The following is a 19,963-nucleotide window of genomic DNA, read 5'->3' on the forward strand; positions in this document are numbered from 1 at the left end:
TTGCCCGTTAGGCTGGCACCGTTCTACCGGTCCGGCCGGTTCCCCCACCTCGCACCTGACCCGCGGAGAGTCCAATGAAGCTGCGAATCCTCACCCTCGGCATCGCCGTTTCCCTGCTCAGCGCCTGTGGCGGCGCCAAGCAGGAAGACAGCAAGGTGCTGAATGTCTACAACTACAGCGATTACATCGCCGAAGACACCATCCCGAACTTCGAAAAGGCCACCGGCACCAAGGTGACCTACGACGTGTTCGACAGCGACGAGATGGTCGAGACCAAGCTGCTGGCGGGTGGCAGTGGCTACGACGTGGTGGTGCCGACCCTGAACTTCTTCGGCCGCCAGATCCAGGCCGGCGTGTTCCTGCCGCTGGACAAGAGCAAGATCCCGAACCTGGCCAATCTCGACCCAGAGATGATGAAGCGCATCGCGCAGCAGGATCCGGACAACAAGTACGGCGTGCCGTACATGATCGGCACCACCGGCATCGGCTACAACGTGGACATGCTCAAGGAGCGTTTCGGTGGCAGCACCGAGATCGCCAACAGCTGGGACCTGATCTTCAAGCCGGAAAACATCGCCAAGATGAAGGATTGCGGGATCACGATCCTGGATACCCCGGCTGACATGATTCCGATCGCGCTGCATTACCTGGGCGAAGACCCGCACAGCCATGATCCGGCGGTGATCCAGAAGGCGGCCGACCTGCTCAAGACCATCCGCCCGTACGTGCAGAACTTCCACTCCTCGCAGTACGTGGGTTCGCTGGCCAACGGCGGCACCTGCCTGGTGGTGGGCTGGTCGGGCGACATCATCCAGGCCCGCGACCGCGCGGCCGAAGCGGCCAACGGCGTGACCGTGGCCTATTCGATCCCGAAGGAAGGCGCGCCGCAGTGGTTCGACATGCTGGCCATTCCCAAGGATGCCAAGCACCCGGAAGCGGCCTACGCCTTCATCAATTACCTGCTGGACCCGAAGGTCGCCGCGGCCAACACCAACTTCATCCACTACGCCAACCCGGTGAGCGCGGCCACGCCGCTGGTGGACGAAGCGATCCGCAACGACCCGACCATCTACCCGCCGGCCGAGGTGGCCGCGAAGATGTTCACCTACTCGATCAACCCGCCGGAAGTGGACAAGCTCTACACCCGGTTGTGGACCGAGGTGAAGACGGGTCGCTGAGGCGACGGGTTTGAATGATGGAAAGAGGGGCCGCCAGTGAAAATCGGCGGCCCTTTTTCATGCAACGGCGTTGTGCGATGGCGCAGCAGCAAGATGGCGCAGGATGGAAGGCATCAACTCAGTCGCATCCCGCCCGCCATTGCACAGAAAGTTCGAGCTTGGTCGCTGCAGGTTGTACATGCCGATGAAGAACAGGCCCGGCTGCGGGGAGACGCCGTAATCGCCCAGCGGGTAGCCGTTCGGGTCGAGTACGCCCGGCACCTCGAGCCATGGCCACTGTGCGTCGAAACCGGTGGCCGCCACGATCGTGCCGATTCCCGCGGCGTCGAGCCGGATGCAACGGGGGGAGGCGTCCGGCTCCCAGTCCAGGTAGACCTCTTCGGGCAGGTAGCGCGCGTCATCGGTCGGTGTCTCTGCGGCGGATGCGTAGTGCGCATCGGCCATGTCGTTGAGGTGCTTGTACTCGGCGCGGGTGCCGGCCACCGCCTCGCGGATCTGCGGGCGCGCATCGCGGAAGTGCGCGATGTGGCCTTCCAGATGTTCCAGCCTGCCAAGCAGCACGATGCCCTCGCGGTGCATCGACAGCAGGCTGATCGAGCTGCCCATGCCCAGCGCACCGGTACCCGATACCAAGGGGAACTCCGCCGTTCGCGCCTTCAGCAAGGCGCCCGGCACCCCCGCGATCACGTCCGGGCGTTCGCTTACGTGACGATGCAGCAGCCCTTGCATGTCCCACCAGTGCATGGAATCCCGGCCGCGTACCCGCCGGATGTGCGAGAAACGGTCGGCCATGGACCAGTACACCTCGCGCCCGGCAGTGCGAAGGTCCTGGGCGATCTGTGCGCCGGACTGGCCACCGCCGATCACAAGTACGGCGCCCGCGCCGAGCTGCTCGGGTCGCCGATACTCGCTGGAGTGGACAACCTCCAGCTCGGCGGCAGGGGAGAAGAACGCCCGCGGCCAGCGCGGGCGACGGTACTCCCCGCTTGCCACGACCACGCAGCGTGCCTCGAGCGTGCCATGGCTGGTGATGACGCGGTAGCCGTCGCCCGCAGTAAACACCCGATGCACGGTACATCCCTCGACGACGGGAAGCTGCCGTCGACGCGCATAGCCGGTCATCATCTCGATGACATCGGGCGCGGTGGCGAAGCCCGTTGGATCCGGGCCGTCGTACTGGTAGCCGGGCAGGGCGGTCAGGAAGTTGGGCGTGTTGAGGCGGAAGGAATCCCACCGCCGCGTCCAGCTGGATCCGATGGTTTCTGCTTCCAGAACCTGGTGACGCACGCCTGCCTCCGTGAGCAAGGAGCTTAGCGATAGACCGGAGTGGCCAGCGCCGATAATCAGCGCATCGAGCTTCGATGAGTGCTCTGACCGAATTCCACTCTCGGCGGCCTTGGATTCGTCGTTGGCCGGCATGCGTTGCTCCTCTTGGTTGGCTTTCGACTGCACTGGGAATTTCTTCTTCCGTCGCACAGTCGTCAACGCTACCGAGATAGGAGTGTGATGCATCGCCTAACCCGGGCATCTCGTTCGTATCAAGCTGTGCTGTCATCAAAGAATCTCACGCGCGAATGCCGCGAGACGTCGCGAGCGACAAAGCTGGATGCGCGATTGGCCAGTTTCAACGCTACGTCGGGGCGCAAGCTGTCAATGTCTGGAGCTTCAACGTTGGATGTGGTGCCAAACGCTTCTTTGGCTGACCTGTCTGTCGGTGTTTGGCCTATAGCGTCGCCATGTCAACTGCGATCAGATTTTGGAGGTGGATGCAAAAATGCAAACCAGATCTCCCCGCAAACAGGCGCGCCGGCACAGAACGAAAGATTGTTGCCGCGTTCAGTTCAAATGTCCTTGTTGCTGTGAATTTCATCGTGGTAGAAACGCCCGCCTCCCCATGCTCCCGGCGTCGCTGCGGACCGCATGGGGAGCGATGTCGATTCCCTATGGCTTCAGGATCACAAAAAAATGGCGTCACGTATTGTTGGTACGGTTGATTTGGCTTCTTACGACTTCCGTCAGGACATCCAGTACCTGAACTCGGTAGAGAAACATCCGGAGGAGTACGATGAATTCGCTCAGGGCTATTGGAAGAACCTCTCCCTTCTGAACAGTTCTGGCTGCATGGATGACTCTCAGTACAAGAACTGCGCATCGGCGCGCGCTACCGGGCATATGGTGCGCTGCCCGGAGATAGCCAGGATGTTGGAGGAGACCTTCAACCTCGAAATTGTAAAGATGGTGCGGGCGAGAAATCTGATGGATGGAATGGTTATTCCTCATCGGGATTTTGTCGAGCTTGACCCGGAGCTGTCCTACTTCCGCGTGTTCATACCTATCGAGTACAACGAAGAGTCTTATCACTCAGATGTGGGAGGTGTTTTCCAGATGCGGCCTGGTGAGGTCTGGTTCCTGGATGCAGCGGTCAGCCACGCGGCGATCAACTTCTCAAGCGATAGCAGGATGTTCATCTGCCTCGACTTTGTCTTTGATGGTGAGTTCGACGAGAAGGAGATCTTCAGGGAAGGTGTCCTTGTTCCTGGGCGAACGCGCGACATACACATTTCCAGGCCGGCGTTGTCTGAGGATGATTTGGCTGACATCATCGGCTCGATCACTTCCGGGATATCCAGGCACAATCTCAAGGAGCACATCTTCGAGTGCTCCAGGGTTCATTTCAGATACGACGTTCACGTCACGGCGTGCTATGACTGGCTGATCCAAGGTGCTGTCGCTTCGGGAGACGAAGTAGTCACACGTAAACTTCGGTCGCTAAAGCGATTTCTTGTGGAACGTCGTGCGATGGACGAGCGATTCACTTTCGAGATGCAGTGACGTTTGGTGCCCCATATGAAGCTGCTATCGTGGTCGGCGCCAGTTGCTTTCCTGATCATGTGGGGGAGTGGTGCAATTTTTGTCAAGTTGGGTCTCCTGGACGCTTCGGTTTGGACATTCCTTGCCATCAGGTCCGTCGGCGCCTTCTTGATCCTCGGTGGCATCTGCCTTTATGTCTTCAGGAGGCGATTATCCGCTAGCATTCTGATGCTTCCTGCAGCGCTCATTATCCGGATGTTGCTTGCAGGGATTCTTCTGCAGGTGGTCTATCAGGGTGCTTTCTTTCTCGCCATTGAAAACGGGCTGTCGCCCGGACTGCTGGCTATAGTTCTTGGTCTGCAGCCATGTCTGACGTCGCTATTGGCCAGAGAGGATGTCGGTATGAAGGGCCATCTTCTACTGCTTTTGGGTTTTGCCGGCCTGGGTGTGTCAGTGACTGGTGCACGAGACGTGAGTTCGCTTGCGATCACTGGCGTGGTGTTCGCGGTTGTATCGGTCACTGCGATGAGCCTGGGTTCGGTCTTCCAGAAGCGGGTGGAGGTCAATCCGCTGGTGTCCGCGCTTTACCAGAGCATGGTCGCCGCGGTGGTTTTTTTGATTGTCGCTCTGTACGTGGGGCCGTCCTGGACTCCAGGGCCACGGCTCTTCTTGGCAGCTTCCTGGATGATTGTTGTGGTTTCCGTAGGCGCAACTTTGCTACTTCTCCACATGTTGAGCCGCGGTTCCGCAGGCAGCGTCAGCGCGCTTTTCTATTTGGTTCCAGTTGTAACCATGGCGTTTGACTATATGGTCTTCGGTGAGCGGGTTACGCTGCAGACTGTGATCGGCTCAATGCTGGTGGTTCTCTCCATCGTCCTCTTCAGGAAACACCTGCAGGCCAGGGATACTCCGATGCGGATTGACGGGCCGAGAGTACGCGACCTGTAATGGGTGAGGGGCCTGACAAGGGCCCCTCACCGGAAGGCGCTTTGGCGGGGCAAGCTGTCGAGCGATCAGTTCACGCGCTTTGGGCGCGCAGCTCGTTACGGTTTCAGGCAAGGGCAGCTCCTAGGGCCCAATCGCCACGATCCGGTATCGCTGCTGTCGCCAACGGTCGCTAAAATGGGCCGTCCCCCCCGTCCTGACGCCGCTCCTGGAGCCGCTGCCCATGCCATTTGAAGCCAAGCCGGAAGGCGAGGTCGTCCCGGTCCTGGAGCCGGGCTATCTGTCCATCCGCGCGCTGCGCAAGGAGTTCGACGGCTTCGTCGCGCTCGACGACGTCAGCCTGGACGTGCGCAAGGGCGAGATCTTCGCCCTGCTGGGCGGCTCGGGCAGCGGCAAATCGACCCTGCTGCGCTGCCTGGGCGGGTTCGAAACCCCCACCGCCGGCACCATCGATCTGGACGGCCAGCGCATCAATGCGCTGCCCCCGTACCAGCGGCCGATCAACATGATGTTCCAGTCCTACGCCCTGTTCCCGCATATGAGCGTGGAGCAGAACATCGCCTTCGGCCTGAAGCAGGACGGGCTGGCCCGCGACGCCATCCGCCGCCGGGTCGGCGAGATGCTGGAGCTGGTGCAGCTGGAGAAGCTGGCCAAGCGCAAGCCGCACCAGCTGTCCGGCGGCCAGCAGCAGCGCGTGGCGCTGGCGCGGTCGCTGGCCAAGGGGCCCAAGCTGCTGCTGCTGGACGAGCCGATGGGCGCGTTGGACAAGAAGCTGCGCTCGCAGATGCAGCTGGAGCTGGTCAACATCATCGAGACCTCGGGCGTGACCTGCGTGATGGTCACCCACGATCAGGAAGAGGCGATGACCATGGCCACCCGCATCGCGGTCATGGATGCCGGCTGGATCCAGCAGGTCGGCAAGCCGGACGAAATCTACGAACAGCCGGCCAACCGCTTCGTGGCCGGCTTCATCGGTTCGGTCAATCTGTTCGACGGGGTGATCGACGAGGACCTGCCCGAGTACGTCACCGTGCGCACGCCGCTGTTCCCGGCGCCCGTCTACGTGGCCCACGGCATCACCGGATATGAAGGGCAGCCGGTGGCGTTCGCGCTGCGCCCGGAGAAGGTGATGATCGGCAAGGACGAGCCGGCCGGGGATACCAACAAGGCGCAGGGCGTGATCGAGGAGATCGCCTACTTCGGCAGCCATTCGGTGTACCACGTGCGCTTGCCCAGCGGGGCCAAGGTGCTGTCCAACTTCGCCAACTCCCAGCGCTGGGCCAGCGATGGCCTGACCTGGGGCGACAGCGTCTGGGTGCACTGGCGCGACAACGACGGCGTGGTGCTCACCGCATGAACGCCAACGGCTGGAAGCGCTGGCTCCCCGGCACGCGCAGCGGCGTGATCGCCGCGCCGTACCTGTGGCTGCTGCTGTTCTTCGCGGTGCCGTTCGTGATCATCCTGATGATCTCGTTCTCGCGCACCCAGGTCGGCTCGCCGCCGTATACGTGGCTGCTGGAGTACGTGGACGGCGCGTTCTCGCTCAAGCTCAACCTGGGCAACTACGCGGCCATGGTCAAGGACAGCCAGTACGTGCTGGCCTACCTGAGCTCGATCAAGATCGCGGTGATCGCCACGCTGTTCACGCTGCTGATCGGTTACCCGATGGCGTACGTGATCTCGCGGATGAGCCCAGCCGCGCGCAACGTGGCGATGATGCTGGTGGTGCTGCCGTCGTGGACCTCGTTCCTGATCCGGGTGTATGCATGGATCGGCATCCTCGACCGCAACGGCCTGCTCAACCAGTTGCTGCTGAAGATCGGGGTGATCGATGCGCCGCTGCAGATCCTGTACACCCCGACCGCCGCCTACATCGGCATCGTGTACTGCTACCTGCCGTTCATGGTGCTGCCGCTGTACGCCAACCTGGTGAAGCTGGACAACCGGCTGCTGGAGGCGGCCTACGACCTGGGCGCCAAGCCGTGGCAGGCGTTCCTGCGCATCACGCTGCCGTTGTCGCGCACCGGGATCATCGCCGGCTGCATGCTGGTGATGATCCCCGCCGTGGGCGAATTCGTGATCCCGGAAATGCTGGGCGGGCCGGACACGCTGATGATCGGCCGGGTGCTGTGGGGCGAGTTCTTCAACAACCGCGACTGGCCGACGGCCTCGGCGGTGGCGATCGTGATGCTGGCCCTGCTGCTGGTGCCGATCCTGCTGTTCAACCGGGTGCAGCAGCGTGAGCTGGAAGGGAAGCTGACATGAGCATGGTGCGCCGCAGCCGCTGGCTGGGCTGGACGGTCCTGGGGCTGGGCTTCGCCTTCCTGTACCTGCCGATCCTGCTGTTGATGATCTATTCGTTCAACGCGTCCAAGCTGGCCACGGTCTGGTCGGGCTTCTCCACGCGCTGGTACGGCGAGCTGTTCAACAACCGGCAGATCCTGGATGCGCTGTGGATCAGCCTGAAGGTGGCGTTCTGGACCGCCAGCGCGGCCACCGTGCTGGGCACCATGGCGGCGATGGTGATGACCCGCTTCAAGCGCTTCCCGGGCAAGACCGTGTTCGGCGCCTTGATCACCGCGCCGCTGGTGATGCCCGAGGTGATCCTGGGCTTCTCACTGATGACGCTGCTGGTGGCGATGGGCGGCATTCCGGGCTTCCCCAGCCGCGGGGTGGGCAGCATCTGGATCGCGCATGTCACGTTCACGCTGTCCTTCGTGACCGTGATTGTCTCCTCGCGCCTGCAGGAGCTGGACCGTTCGCTGGAAGAGGCGGCGATGGACCTGGGCGCAAGCCGGCTGAAGGTGTTCTTCCAGATCACCCTGCCGATCATCGCCCCGGCGCTGGTGGCCGGCTGGCTGCTGGCCTTCACCCTGTCGCTGGATGACGTGGTGATTGCCAGCTTCGTGGCCGGGCCGAATTCGACCACGCTGCCGATGAAGGTGTTCGCCTCGGTGCGGATGGGGATCAAGCCGGAGATCAATGCGCTGGCCACGCTGATGGTGCTGGCGGTGTCCGCGGCGGCCGTGGCGGGGTGGTTCATCACCTCGCGCAGCGAGAAGCGCCGGCAGCGCGACATGCAGCTGGCCCTGCAGGACAAGGGCTGACGCAACATCCGGCTCACAGGGCCGGGCGCAGAATGGGCGCCTGTCTTTCGGAGCACCGCGATGACCGTTGAAATCGTCAACCCCGCCACCGGCCTGGTGGCTTACCGCCACGAACTGTTGAACGACGCCGGGATCGAGCAGCGCCTGGCCGCTGCCGCCGCGGCCTTCCCGCTGTGGTCGGCCCGCTCGCTGCAGGAGCGCGGCACCATCCTGCGCGCCATCGCCGCCCAGCTGCGTGCGCGCAGGGACGATATCCAGCAGGCGATGACCACCGAGATGGGCAAGCTCAAGGGCGAGGCGCTGGCAGAGGTGGAAAAGTGCGCGCAGGCCTGCGAGTACTACGCCGACCACGCCGCCGATTACCTCAAGCCGCAGCTGATCGACACCGAAGCCCAGCGCAGCTACGTGCGCTATGAACCGATCGGCTGCGTGTTCGCGGTGATGCCGTGGAATTTCCCGATCTGGCAGGTATTCCGCTTCCTGGCGCCGGCGTTCATGGCCGGCAACGTGGCCCTGCTCAAGCATGCCAGCAACGTACCGCAGTGCGCGGACCTGATCCTGGCGGTGTGCCGCGACGGCGGGTTGCCGGAGGGCGTGTTCGATGTGCTGCACATCGACAACGACCAGGCCGCCGAGGTGCTCCGCGACAAGCGGGTCAAGGCGGTCACCCTGACCGGCAGCGAGCGGGCAGGGCGCTCCATCGCCTCCAATGCCGGCGACCAGCTCAAGAAGTGCGTGATGGAACTGGGTGGCAGCGATGCGTTCGTGGTGCTGGACGATGCGGACCTGGACAAGACCGTCGCCGCAGCGGTGAAGTCGCGCTTCGACAACAGCGGGCAGACCTGCATCGCGGCCAAGCGCTTCATCGTGGTCGATGCGATTGCCGATGCGTTCGTGGAGAAGTTCGTCGCGGCGGCTGGAGCGCGCGTGTACGGCGATCCGCAGGACGAGAAGACCACGCTGGCGCCGATGGCACGTGCGGACCTGCGTGAGGAACTGCACAAGCAGGTGCAGGCGAGCGTGGGCAAGGGCGCCAGGGTGCTGCTGGGCGGCGAGCCGGTGGCCGGTACCCATGCGGGCTATCCGGCGACGATCCTCGACAACGTGGTGCCGGGCATGCCGGCCTACGACGAGGAACTGTTCGGGCCGGTGGCGGCGATCCTGCGCGTGCGCGATGACGCCGATGCGCTGCGCGTGGCCAACGATACGACGTTTGGTCTGGGCGGCAGCGTGTGGAGCGGCGACCCGGTGCGCGGCGAAGGCATCGCCAAGCGGCTGGAATGCGGCGCCGCCTTCGTCAACGCGATCGTCAAGAGCGATGTGCGCCTGCCGTTCGGTGGCAGCAAGCGCTCGGGTTTCGGTCGCGAACTGGCCGACCACGGCATCCACGAGTTCATGAACATCAAGACGGTTTACGTCGCCTGATACAGCGTGACCACCAACGGTGGTCACCTACCGTTACAGCCAGCGGACGCGCTTGAACAGGCGGTACAGGCCCACGCAGATCGCGCCCACCCCGATGATCATCGCGGGGTAGGCCCATGGCCTGTCCAGCTCGGGCATGTGGGTGAAGTTCATGCCGTACCAGCTGGTGATCAGGGTCGGGGCGGCCAGCAGCGCCGCCCATGCGCCCAGGCGCTTCACCGTCTCGCCCTGGGCCAGGGTCACCAGCGACAGGTTCACGCTCAGCGCCGTACCCAGCATCTCGCGCAGGGTGTCGATCACATCGCTGATGCGCACGGCGTGGTCGTGCACGTCGCGGATGTACAGCTTCACTTCGTCGGGGATCAGCTCGCCGGGGTAGCGGCGCAGCTGCGCCAGCACGTCCTGCAGCGGTGCCACCGCCATCCGCATCTTGTTGAGTTCGCGCTTGAGCTCATACAGGCGCACCACGGTGCTGCGCTGGTAGCTGTCGGCGAAGATGTCCTTCTCCAGCGAATCCAGGGTGTCGCGGAAGTCGGTGGTGATCGGCAGGTAGTTGTCGACCACGAAGTCCAGTACGCCATACAGGCAGTAGGACGCACCCATGGTCAGCAGTTGCGGCTCGCGTTCCACCCGTGCGCGCACCGGCGCGTAGGAGAGCGAGGCACCATGGCGCACCGTGACCAGGAAACGCGGGCCGAGGAACGCATGGGTTTCGCCATACTCGATCCGGTCGTGCACCCGCTGCGCCGTGGTGACCACCACGAACAGGCTGTTGCCGTACGCCTCCACCTTGGGCCGCTGGTGGGCGTTGCGCGCATCGTCGATGGCCAGGTCGTGCAGGCAGAATTCTTCCTGCAGCTTCAACAGCACCGAATCGGCAGGGTCGTACAACCCCACCCAGACGAACCCGTTGTTGCTGGCGATCACGTCGCTGATCGCATCCAGCGCGATGTCGTGCCGCTTGCCCTGGTCGTCGTAATGCACGCAGTTGATGACGCAGGTGGGATTGGCGGTGGTTTCCATGGTCGACATCCTGCGTCAGCGGCCCGTGACAGCCGGGTCATGACGGCCCAGCACCCAGGCCAGCGCCACGTGCAGTGGCAGCAGCAGCACGATCCACTGCAGGTTCACCTGCGCCTGCAGGGTCAGCCAGTGCAGCACCAGACCGAGCAGCGAAAGGACGGCAACGGTCCACAGCGTCCAGCGAAACCACGCCCGGGGGGCGCGTCCGCGCAGCAAAGTCACTGCGCCCGGAAGCAGCAGCAGGCACAGCGGCGAGAGCTGCAGCAGGTTGCGGTTGGCCCAGGCAGCGTGGTGCGCGCTGAAACCCCACAGGTAGGCCAGCAGGATGCCCGCGATCCCGCAGAACAGCCACAGCGGCACGGCCAGCCCGGCCAGCAGGCGCCGGCGGCGCTGCAGGGCGAATACGCCGGCAGCCAGCACCAGCCCGCACAGCAGCCACGGCCACCAGCGCCGCGCGAATTCAGCCGGCTCCGGCGCGATCCGGTGCGGCAGCAGTTCCTGCTCGTCCTGCACCAGCGGGCGGCCGTCGCTGTTGCGCACCTCGCGCAGCGCGTCGGCCAGTCGCATAGGCACGAAGGCTTCCTGCCAGCGCGACAGTGGTTGGTCGGCGAACGGGCCGAGGCCGATATCGAAGCCCAGCCACATCCACGGGGCCGGTGAGGCCAGGCGCACCGATTCGCTGCGGTAGGTGTTGCCGCGCGAACGGCCGGACAGCTGCGAGTGCAGCCCGCCGCCCAGCGCGCCATCGATCGCATCGCGGACCATGGTGGCGCAGTTGGCGGTGTAGTAGTCGTAGCGGTAGCGCGCGTTTTCCGGCTTGGCGCGCTCGGCCAGCGAAGCGGCCAGGGTGCGTGCCTGGTCCGGGCTGAGGTCCAGCCACTGCAGGTTGGCGCCGCGGCCGCTTTCGCGGTAGTAGGACAGGTCCTGGTCGAGCGGCAGCGCCACCAGGTAATACATCATCTCGCCGCGCAGGAAGCGGCCGACGAAGTCGGGTTCGCTGGGGTCGAAATAGCCGAAGTTGTACGAGGTGGTCTCGCCGGTGACCGGGTCCTCAACCACGATCGCATCATGCCCGAAGCGCTCGAAGAAGATGCTGCCCGGCTGCATGGTGACGATGCCGATGCGCGGCGGAGGCGCTTCGGCAGGCGGGGCGACGGCGGTGGCCGTTGCCGGTTCGGGCGTGGCCTGCGCCAGTGCGGCCAGCGGCAGGCTGGACACACCGGCCAGGAACAGGAGGAACAACAGGCGGCACAACGGCCACCGCGTCAGCAGGGGCCGCATGGCGTGGGTCAATCCTCGATGATGGCGTCGGGCGGCAGCACGGTCACATGGAACGCCTGCACGCGGCGGGCATCGGCGCGCGCCACCCGGAACACGAAGCGGTCCAGGGTCAGCTCGTCGCCGGTTTCGGGCAGGTGCCCGATCGCCTCGGTGACCAGGCCACCGATGGTGTCGTAATCGTCGTCGGGGAACGTGGCGCCGAAACGCTCGTTGAAATCCCCGATCGGGGTCAGCGCGTCGACCACGTACTGGCCGTCGGCCTGGATCGCGATCTGCGCGGTGTGGTCTTCGGCCTCGTCGTGCTCGTCGTCGATCTCGCCGACGATCTGCTCCAGCACGTCCTCGATGGTGACCAGCCCGGCAACACCGCCGTACTCATCCACCACGATGGCCATGTGGTTGCGCGAGAGCCGGAACTCCTTGAGCAGCACGTTGAGCTTCTTGGCTTCCGGAATCAGCACCGCCGGGCGCAGCAGCTCGCGCACGTTGGCCGGCCCGTTGTCGGCAACCACGCCGCGCAGCAGGTCCTTGGCCAGCAGCACGCCCAGGATGTCGTCCTTGTTGTCGCCGTGCACCGGGAAGCGCGAATGGCCGGATTCGACCACCTGCTTCATCAGTTCAAGGAAGGGGGCTTCCACCGGCAGCGAGACCATCTGCGAACGCGAGATCATCACGTCGCCCACGGTGAGCTCAGCCACCGAGATCGCGCCCTCCATCATGCGCAGCGTGTCGGCGGCAATCAGGCCGTCTTCGTGCGCGGAGTGCAGTACCGCCACCAGCTCGTCGCGGGTGTGGGGTTCGCCGGAGAAGGCAGACGTCAGGCGTTCAAGCCAGCTGCGCTTCTTCTCATTTTGCTCCGGAACGGAGCCACTACTGTCGTCTTCAGACATCTCTGCAAAAAAGGCACCCGGCGAGCCGGGCGTTGGCGCCAGTCTAGCAGGATGCGGGCCGCTGTCAGCGGCCGCCCGGCGGGGTGTTCACGGACGGGGGCAGGGTGCCGGCCGGCGGGGCCGGGGTGTCGGCCGGGGCCTCCTCTTCGGCGGGCAGGTCCAGGCTGTAGGTGCAGCCGGCCAGGGTCTTGCCGGGGTGGGTCTTGACCGTGGACAGGCTCAGGATGATCGATTCGATCATCGGCTCGCCGGTGCGCGGATCGGTCACGTCCCGGCTGACCACTTCACGGCCGGCCATGAACTTGTCCGGGTTGTCCACGCCGTCTTCCAGGGCCAGGGTCCTGGCCATCGGGCGGGGATCGGCCACGTCCAGGATCGCCATGATGCTGGCCCCGGACACCGCCACGTATTCGGTGCGCTGGCCGAACACCGTCAGCGGCGTGGCCAGGCGGTACTCACTCATGAACTGGTTGTTCTGCGGCAGCGGCTGCATGCCGTTGGCCACCGCCTTGAGCGGGTCGGCCACGACCGGAGCGACGGCGTCATAGTCGGCCACGCGCTGGCGGCACTCGATCAGCGCGGCCAGGTCCAGCGGCGCGGCGGCAGGACCGGCCGTCGTCGGGGCGGCGGCCAGGGCCGGGGTGGAAAACAGGGCCAGCAGGCACAGGCAGGCGGGGCGTGCGAAGGTCATGCAGGAAACGTCCGTCAGGGGCGGCGGCTCAGCGCTCGCCGGCATAGGGGTCGGCGATGCCGAGGTCGGCCAGGATCTCGCGCTCCAGCTGTTCCATGGCTTCGGCTTCCTTGTCGTCCTCGTGGTCCCAGCCCAGCAGGTGCAGCACTCCGTGCACGGTCAGGTGCGCGTAGTGGGCATTGAGCGCCTTGGCCTGTTCCACCGCCTCGGCGGCCACCACCGGCGCGCAGATCACCAGGTCGCCCAGCAGGGGGAACTTGACCCCCTTGGGCAGGCCCTCGGGCAGCTCAGCCGGGAAGCTGAGCACATTGGTGGCGTAGTCCTTGCCGCGGTAGTGCCGGTTCAGCGACTGGCCCTCCTTGGCGTCGACCACGCGGATGGCCAGGTCGGCCTCGCGGATGCGGCCGTTGAGCGCCGCGGCCACCCATTTGCGGAAACTCACCGCCGACGGCAACCCGGCACGGGGCAGGGCGTAGCTGACGGCGACATCGAGTCGAATGGGGCCTTTGGTCATGGCGGTTCCGGCACTTCGGGTTCTATCAGGAAACGACAGTATCGCGCGAGTGGCGCCGCGCTGCGATGGCCGCGCTCATTCGGCGCCCGGCTTGACCTGCTGCAGGTCGCGGCGGTCGTAGGCACTGACGATGCGCGCCACCAGCGGGTGGCGCACCACGTCGCGGGCCTCGAAGAAGGTGAAGCTCACCCCGTCCACGTCGCGCAGCACTTCGATGGCATCGCGCAGGCCGGACTTCACGTGCTTGGGCAGGTCGGTCTGGGTCAGGTCGCCGGTGACCACGGCGGTCGAGCCGAAGCCCAGCCGGGTCAGGAACATCTTCATCTGCTCGACGGTGGTGTTCTGCGCCTCGTCCAGGATCACATACGCATCGTTGAGGGTGCGCCCGCGCATGTAGGCCAGCGGCGCGATCTCGATGACGTTCTTCTCCAGCAGCTTGAGCACCTTTTCCACGCCCAGCATTTCATACAGCGCGTCGTACAGCGGGCGCAGGTACGGATCGACCTTCTGGCTCAGGTCGCCCGGCAGGAAGCCCAGCTTCTCGCCTGCTTCCACGGCCGGGCGCACCAGGATCAGGCGCTGCACGCGCGATTCGTTCAACGCGTCCACCGCGCTGGCCACGGCCAGGAAGGTCTTGCCGGTACCGGCCGGGCCGATGCCGAAGTTGATGTCGTGGGTGGTGATCTGATGCAGGTAGCGCGCCTGGTTGGCACCACGGCCGCGAACGGTGCCGCGCTTGACCTTGATGGTGACTTCCTGCGCTTCGTAGCTGCGCTCCACCAGGTGCTCCACGTTGGCCTGGTTCAAGCGCAGGTGGATGGCGTGGCTGTCGAACGGTGTGTCGGCCGCCTCCAGGTACAGCGCTTCGATCAGCGCCTGTGCTTCCTCGGCCACGGCCTTCGGGCCGGTGACCCGGAAGATGTGGCCGCGGTTGGCGATTTCCACGCCCAGCTTGAGTTCGATCTGGCGCAGGTGCTCGTCGAAGGGGCCGGCCAGGTTGGCCAGGCGCTCGGTGTCTTCCGGGGTCAGGGTGAAGTCGCGGTGTGCCAGTGCGGTCATTGCGTCCGGCGGCGACGGTCGTCATGGCCGTGCCGCAAGTTGGGGATAGGAAGGACAGGGTAGCGCGGGCGTGCAGGCCTCGCCACAGCAGCGCGGTTCTCCACAGCGGCTGTGCAGCAGCAGTGCAGCAACCTGTGGATAGTCGCTGACAGCCCTACTGCCGCAATGCTGTCGCGTGCGTGGTCAAAAAAGCGACATCTGCCTCGGGGTTTTCCACACCGCTTGTGGGCGGTTGCGCGGGAAAGGTGTGGATAAGCGGCTGTACCCCCTGCGGCGCAATGGCTGCGGATGCGTGATCATTTCATGACCAGTGCGTGCGGCCGGTGGCACGCGTGACCGTTCCTTCACGGCGGCATGCGCAAGGTGACCACTTCTTCCACCGCCGTGCCCCTGCCGGAGCCGCGTCGATGTCCGCAGCCAGCTACCTGTCCATGCGTGGGGTGTTCCTGGCCGGCGCGGGCCTGCTGTTGTCTGCGTGTCGGCAGGAGCCGCCGGCCGCGCTCGGTACGCTGGAGTGGGACCGCATCACCGTGCCGGCGCCGGCGGCGGAAACCATCGTCGGCATCCGGGTCCGCGAAGGCCAGCAGGTGGCCGCCGGGGCGGCGCTGCTGCAGCTGGAGCCGATCCGCACCGCCGCACAGCTGCAGGCATTGGAAGCGCAGGCCAGCCAGGCCGGACAGGCCCTGCAGGAACTGCGCGAGGGGCCGCGCCGCGAGGACATCGACCAGGCGCGGGCCAACCTGGCCTCGGCGCGCGCGCAGGCGGTGGACGCATCGGCCTACTACCGCCGCCTGCAGCCGCTCGGCCGGCAGCAACTGGTGGCCGCCGCCGACGTGGACCGCGCGCGGGCGGCGGCGGGCAGCGCACAGGGGGCGGTGCATGCCGCCGAACAGGCGTTGCTGGCGCTGGAGCACGGCACCCGCGTGGAGCAGGTGGCACAAGGTGAAGCCGCGTTGCAGGCGGCACAAGCCCAGGCCGCCGCGCAGGCAGTGACGCTGCGCAAGCTCGACCTCGTCGCCCCACGCGCCGGGCGGGTCGATGCGCTGCCCTACCGGCTGGGCGACCAGGCGCCGGTGGGGGCGCCGCTGGTGGTGCTGCTGGTCGGCGATCACCCGTATGCCCGGGTGTATCTGCCCGAGCCCCTGCGCCTGAAAGTACGGGTGGGGCAGGCGGCCCAGGTCCACCTGCAAGGGCGCGACGGCGCGTTTGCCGGGCATGTGCGCAGCATCCGCAGCGATCCCGGCTTCACCCCGTACTACGCGCTCACTGGCGACGACGTGTCGCGGTTGAGCTGGCTGGCGGAAATCGAACTGGACCGCGCCGATGGCAGTGCACCGCTGGCTGACCTGCCGGCCGGCGTGCCGGTGCGGGTGGTGTTTTGAACGCCGCCGAACCGGCCATCCGCGCGCGCGGGCTGACCAAGCAGTTCGGGGCGCTGGTGGCGGTGGACCACGTCGATCTGAGCGTGCCGCGCGCCAACGTGTATGGCTTTCTCGGCCCGAACGGGTCGGGCAAGTCCACCACCATCCGCATGCTGTGCGGCCTGCTCACCCCGAGCGCGGGCGAGATCGAAGTGCTGGGCCTGCGCATACCGGAACAGGCCGAAGCGCTGCGCCGGCGCATTGGTTACATGACCCAGCGCTTTTCGCTGTTTGAAGACCTCACCGTGCGCGAGAACCTGGAATTCCTGGCCGCGGTGCAGGACATCCCGCGCGCCCAGGCGCGGCAGCGCATCGACGAGCTGCTCGAGCATTACCACTTCCAGGACCGCCAGAAGCAGCTGGCCGGCACCATGAGCGGGGGCCAGAAGCAGCGGCTGGCGCTGGCCGGTGCGGTGATCCACGCACCGGAGCTGTTGTTCCTGGACGAACCGACCAGCGCGGTGGACCCCGAATCACGGCGCGATTTCTGGGAGAAGCTCTTTGACCTGGCCGACGCCGGCACCACCCTGCTGGTTTCGACCCATTACATGGACGAGGCCGAGCGCTGCCACCGGCTGGCGATTCTCGACCAGGGCGTGCTGGTGGCCGATGGCAGCCCGGCCGAACTCACCGCCGCGCTGCAGGGCCGCACCCTGGAAGTGCATGCCGCCCAGCCACGGCAGGCGCAGCGTGTGTTGGCAGGCCTGCCCGGGGTGCTCAGCGTGGCCCAGATCGGCAATACCCTGCGCGTGCTGCTGGAAACCGGCGACGACGCCGAAGCACGTCTGCAGCAGGCGCTGCAGGCGGCCGGGCAGGGCGCGGACGTGGTGCGCAGCACCGCCAATCTGGAAGACGTGTTCGTATCGGCCACGCGCAGCCGCGAGGCGCCGGCTGCTGCCGGGGCCACGCCATGAACCTGCGCCGGCTGTGGGCGATCGTGCTCAAGGAGCTGCGGCAGATGCGCCGCGACCGCATCACCCTGGCCATGATCGTTGGCATCCCTGTGATGCAGCTGGTGCTGTTTGGCTATGCGATCAACCTCAACCTGCGCCACCTGGAGACCGGCATCGCCGACCAGGCCGGCAGCACGGCCTCGCGCGCGCTGCTGGCCGACATGGTGGCCACCGGGGTGATCACCCCGACCCTGCACGTGGACACCCCCGACCAGCTGATGACCGCGCTGCGGCGCGGGCAGGTCAGCATCGGCATCGTGGTGCCCGCTGATTTCGAGCGACGCCGCTTCGACGGCCGTGAGGCGGTGCAGGTGCTGGTGGATGGCAGCGATACCGTGGTGCAGAGCGCGGCGGTGCAGCTGGCCCAGGTGCCGCTGGACACCCAGCCGGTGCGCAACGACCGGCCACTGCGCGCGGGTGCCTCGGGTGCGGCCGGGCAGATCAGCGTGGTGGCGTTCTACAACCCGCAGCGGCGCTCGGCGATCAACATCGTGCCCGGGCTGATCGGCATCATCCTGACCATGACCATGGTGATGTTCACCGCCGTGGCGATCGTGCGCGAGCGCGAGCGCGGCAACATGGAACTGTTGATCGCCACGCCACTGAGCCGCAGCGAACTGATGGTCGGCAAGGTGCTGCCGTATGCGGTGATCGGGTTGATCCAGACCACGCTGGTGCTGCTGCTGGGGATGTGGCTGTTCGAGGTGCCGGTGCGCGGCAGCGTGCTGGATGTCTACCTGGCAGCGGTGCTGTTGATCACCGCCAACCTGGCGCTGGGGCTGTTGATCTCGACCCGCGCGCAGTCGCAGTTCCAGGCCATGCAGATGACGATGTTCGTGTTCCTGCCGTCGATCCTGCTCTCGGGTTTCATGTTCCCGTTCGCCGGCATGCCGCGCATCGTGCAGTGGCTGGCCGAGATCCTGCCGCTCACCCATTTCCTGCGCCTGGTGCGCGGCATCATGCTGCGCGGCGCGCGCTGGTGGGAGCTGTGGCCCGAAGTGCTGGCGCTGCTGGCCTTCATCGTGGTGATGATGACCCTGGCCATCCTGCGGTTCCGCAAGCGCCTGGATTGATCAGGCGACCACCAGCCGGCCGCGCAGTGAGTTGCTGTACGCCTCGGTGATCTCCACGTCCACCAGCTGGCCGACCAGCCGTGCCTGCCCCGGGAAATTCACGGACCGCATGTTCTCGGTCTTGCCGGTCAGCTCGTTCGGGTCGCGGCGCGAGGGGCCTTCCACCAGCACCGTCTGCACCGTGCCGACCATCGCATGGGAAATGGCCGCGGCCTGCTCGTTGATCCGGGCCTGCAGGCGCGACAGCCGCGCATGCTTCTCCGCATCGCTGATCGTGTCTTCCAGGTCGGCCGCGGGCGTGCCCGGCCGGCGCGAATAGATGAAGGAGAAGCTGTGGTCGAAGCCCACGTCCTCGATCAGCTTCATGGTCTTCTCGAAATCCGCGTCGGTTTCGCCGGGGAAGCCGACGATGAAGTCCGAGCTGATCGAAATGTCCGGGCGCACCGCGCGCAGCTTGCGGATCTTGGCCTTGAATTCGAGTGCGGTGTAGCCGCGCTTCATCGCCGACAGCACGCGGTCGCTGCCGGCCTGCACCGGCAGGTGCAGGAAGTTGGCCAGCTGCGGCACGTCGCGGTAGGCATCCACCAGCGAGTCGCTGAACTCCAGCGGGTGCGAGGTGGTGAAGCGGATGCGGTCGACCCCGTCGATCTCGGCAATGGTGCGGATCAGCAGGCCCAGGTCGGCAAACTCGCCCTCGCCATACGGCCCGCGGTACGCGTTGACGTTCTGGCCCAGCAGGTTGATCTCGCGCACGCCCTGCGCAGCCAGCTGCGCCACTTCCACCACCACGTCCTCGAACGGGCGGCTGACCTCGGTGCCGCGGGTGTAGGGCACCACGCAGAACGAGCAGTACTTGGAGCAGCCTTCCATGATCGACACGAACGCCGAACCGCCCTCGGCCCGGGGCTCGGGCAGGCGGTCGAACTTCTCGATCTCGGGGAAGCTGATGTCCACCTGCGACTTGCCCGATTCGCGCCGCTGGCGGATCAGCTCCGGCAGGCGGTGCAGGGTCTGCGGGCCGAACACCAGGTCCACGTGCGGGGCGCGCTTGATGATCGCCTCGCCTTCCTGGGAGGCCACGCAGCCGCCCACGCCGATGATCACGCCACGGCCGTTGTTCTTCAGCGCCTTCCAGTAGCCCAGCTGGCTGAACACCTTCTCCTGCGCTTTCTCGCGGATCGAGCAGGTATTCATCAGCAGCACGTCGGCTTCGGCCGGGTCGTCGGTCAGCTCCAGGCCTTCTTCGGCGGCAAGTACGTCGGCCATCTTGGTCGAGTCGTACTCGTTCATCTGGCAACCGTGGGTCTTGATGTACAGCTTGCCGCGCACCGGGCCGGTCACCTGCGGCCGGGAACCGGGCAGGGGCAGCAGGTCGGGGCGGGGCGAATCGATGGCAGGCACGGCGGTGCCGGCCGAGGTCGGCAGGGTCGAAGCTGGCGTCCCGGTCATGGCGCTTATTCCAGTCGGGTGGGCGGGCAGGCAGCCGGGGCGGGCTGCCGGGTAGCCGCGCATTGTACCCCGGGCCGGACGACAGCCACGCAGGGCGTGGCTCTACCCGGGCACGGTGGGCGTAGAGCCACGCCCTGCGTGGC

18 protein-coding genes are annotated in these 19,963 nt (G+C 65.9%); 10 read left to right on the forward strand and 8 right to left on the reverse strand.

What is annotated here, in order from left to right:
• Nucleotides 1-74 precede the first annotated feature (74 nt).
• Nucleotides 75-1,178 (forward strand): polyamine ABC transporter substrate-binding protein, encoded by a 1,104-nt coding sequence (locus tag QMX79_RS09010; RefSeq protein ID WP_282246440.1) that lies wholly within the window; start codon nucleotides 75-77, stop codon nucleotides 1,176-1,178.
• Between the two features lie 57 nt (nucleotides 1,179-1,235).
• Here QMX79_RS09010 and QMX79_RS09015 read toward each other — a convergent pair whose 3' ends face one another.
• Nucleotides 1,236-2,597: an NAD(P)/FAD-dependent oxidoreductase gene (locus tag QMX79_RS09015; protein WP_282246441.1), complete on the reverse strand. Its 1,362-nt coding sequence runs from the start codon at nucleotides 2,595-2,597 to the stop codon at nucleotides 1,236-1,238.
• Between the two features lie 546 nt (nucleotides 2,598-3,143).
• Between QMX79_RS09015 and QMX79_RS09020 the strand changes: the two genes are divergently transcribed.
• From QMX79_RS09020 to QMX79_RS09045, 6 genes are all read left to right on the forward strand, one after another.
• Nucleotides 3,144-4,010, forward strand: coding sequence for an aspartyl/asparaginyl beta-hydroxylase domain-containing protein (locus QMX79_RS09020; protein WP_282246442.1), 867 nt, complete (start codon nucleotides 3,144-3,146; stop codon nucleotides 4,008-4,010).
• 15 nt (nucleotides 4,011-4,025) lie between these two features.
• On the forward strand, nucleotides 4,026-4,937 hold the full coding sequence (locus QMX79_RS09025) for a DMT family transporter (RefSeq protein ID WP_282246443.1): 912 nt from the start codon (nucleotides 4,026-4,028) through the stop codon (nucleotides 4,935-4,937).
• Nucleotides 4,938-5,157: 220 nt separating this feature from the next.
• Nucleotides 5,158-6,291, forward strand: a complete 1,134-nt coding sequence (potA, locus tag QMX79_RS09030; RefSeq protein WP_282246444.1) for a polyamine ABC transporter ATP-binding protein — start codon at nucleotides 5,158-5,160, stop codon at nucleotides 6,289-6,291.
• Nucleotides 6,288-7,199 carry an ABC transporter permease subunit gene (locus tag QMX79_RS09035; protein WP_282246445.1) on the forward strand — a complete coding sequence of 304 codons (912 nt, stop codon included), beginning with the start codon at nucleotides 6,288-6,290 and terminating at the stop codon, nucleotides 7,197-7,199. Before potA ends, QMX79_RS09035 begins: the two co-directional genes overlap by 4 nt.
• On the forward strand, nucleotides 7,196-8,041 hold the full coding sequence (locus tag QMX79_RS09040; protein ID WP_282246446.1) for an ABC transporter permease subunit: 846 nt from the start codon (nucleotides 7,196-7,198) through the stop codon (nucleotides 8,039-8,041). Before QMX79_RS09035 ends, QMX79_RS09040 begins: the two co-directional genes overlap by 4 nt.
• A gap of 60 nt (nucleotides 8,042-8,101) precedes the next feature.
• Nucleotides 8,102-9,466, forward strand: coding sequence for an NAD-dependent succinate-semialdehyde dehydrogenase (locus QMX79_RS09045; protein WP_282246447.1), 1,365 nt, complete (start codon nucleotides 8,102-8,104; stop codon nucleotides 9,464-9,466).
• A gap of 33 nt (nucleotides 9,467-9,499) precedes the next feature.
• On the opposite strand, the gene QMX79_RS09050 is transcribed toward QMX79_RS09045, so the two are convergent.
• The 6 genes from QMX79_RS09050 to QMX79_RS09075 form a co-directional block, all read right to left on the reverse strand.
• Entirely contained in the window at nucleotides 9,500-10,498 is a 999-nt protein-coding gene (locus QMX79_RS09050; protein WP_282246448.1) for a magnesium and cobalt transport protein CorA, read from the reverse strand.
• Between the two features lie 6 nt (nucleotides 10,499-10,504).
• Nucleotides 10,505-11,770, reverse strand: coding sequence for a DUF4105 domain-containing protein (locus QMX79_RS09055; RefSeq protein WP_282246449.1), 1,266 nt, complete (start codon nucleotides 11,768-11,770; stop codon nucleotides 10,505-10,507).
• Nucleotides 11,771-11,778: 8 nt separating this feature from the next.
• Nucleotides 11,779-12,660 (reverse strand): transporter associated domain-containing protein, encoded by an 882-nt coding sequence (locus QMX79_RS09060; protein ID WP_282246450.1) that lies wholly within the window; start codon nucleotides 12,658-12,660, stop codon nucleotides 11,779-11,781.
• A gap of 64 nt (nucleotides 12,661-12,724) precedes the next feature.
• Nucleotides 12,725-13,351: a hypothetical protein gene (locus QMX79_RS09065; RefSeq protein ID WP_282246451.1), complete on the reverse strand. Its 627-nt coding sequence runs from the start codon at nucleotides 13,349-13,351 to the stop codon at nucleotides 12,725-12,727.
• Nucleotides 13,352-13,379: 28 nt separating this feature from the next.
• Complete coding sequence (gene ybeY, locus QMX79_RS09070; RefSeq protein ID WP_282246452.1) at nucleotides 13,380-13,865, reverse strand: rRNA maturation RNase YbeY; 486 nt, start codon at nucleotides 13,863-13,865, stop codon at nucleotides 13,380-13,382.
• A gap of 75 nt (nucleotides 13,866-13,940) precedes the next feature.
• Nucleotides 13,941-14,924: a PhoH family protein gene (locus tag QMX79_RS09075; protein ID WP_282246453.1), complete on the reverse strand. Its 984-nt coding sequence runs from the start codon at nucleotides 14,922-14,924 to the stop codon at nucleotides 13,941-13,943.
• A gap of 407 nt (nucleotides 14,925-15,331) precedes the next feature.
• Here QMX79_RS09075 and QMX79_RS09080 point away from each other — a divergent pair, with 407 nt between their 5' ends.
• Genes QMX79_RS09080 through QMX79_RS09090 form a run of 3 tightly spaced genes read left to right on the forward strand, consistent with a single transcriptional unit; the run spans nucleotide 15,332 to nucleotide 18,371 of the window.
• A complete protein-coding gene (locus tag QMX79_RS09080; RefSeq protein ID WP_282246454.1) occupies nucleotides 15,332-16,306 on the forward strand; it encodes an HlyD family efflux transporter periplasmic adaptor subunit in 975 nt (324 codons plus the stop codon).
• A 17-nt stretch (nucleotides 16,307-16,323) separates the two neighbouring features.
• The gene (locus QMX79_RS09085) at nucleotides 16,324-17,259 is read left to right on the forward strand and encodes an ABC transporter ATP-binding protein (protein ID WP_282246457.1); all 936 of its coding nucleotides are present in this window, start codon (nucleotides 16,324-16,326) and stop codon (nucleotides 17,257-17,259) included.
• A complete protein-coding gene (locus QMX79_RS09090) occupies nucleotides 17,256-18,371 on the forward strand; it encodes an ABC transporter permease (protein WP_282246455.1) in 1,116 nt (371 codons plus the stop codon). Before QMX79_RS09085 ends, QMX79_RS09090 begins: the two co-directional genes overlap by 4 nt.
• Here the strand turns inward: QMX79_RS09090 and miaB are convergent, their stop codons facing one another.
• Nucleotides 18,372-19,820, reverse strand: a complete 1,449-nt coding sequence (gene miaB / locus QMX79_RS09095) for a tRNA (N6-isopentenyl adenosine(37)-C2)-methylthiotransferase MiaB (protein ID WP_282246456.1) — start codon at nucleotides 19,818-19,820, stop codon at nucleotides 18,372-18,374.
• Between the last annotated feature and the right edge of the window lie 143 nt (nucleotides 19,821-19,963).

Source organism: Stenotrophomonas sp. PS02300 (assembly GCF_029959395.1).
In the GTDB taxonomy this organism is placed as follows: Bacteria; Pseudomonadota; Gammaproteobacteria; order Xanthomonadales; family Xanthomonadaceae; genus Stenotrophomonas; species Stenotrophomonas maltophilia_AD.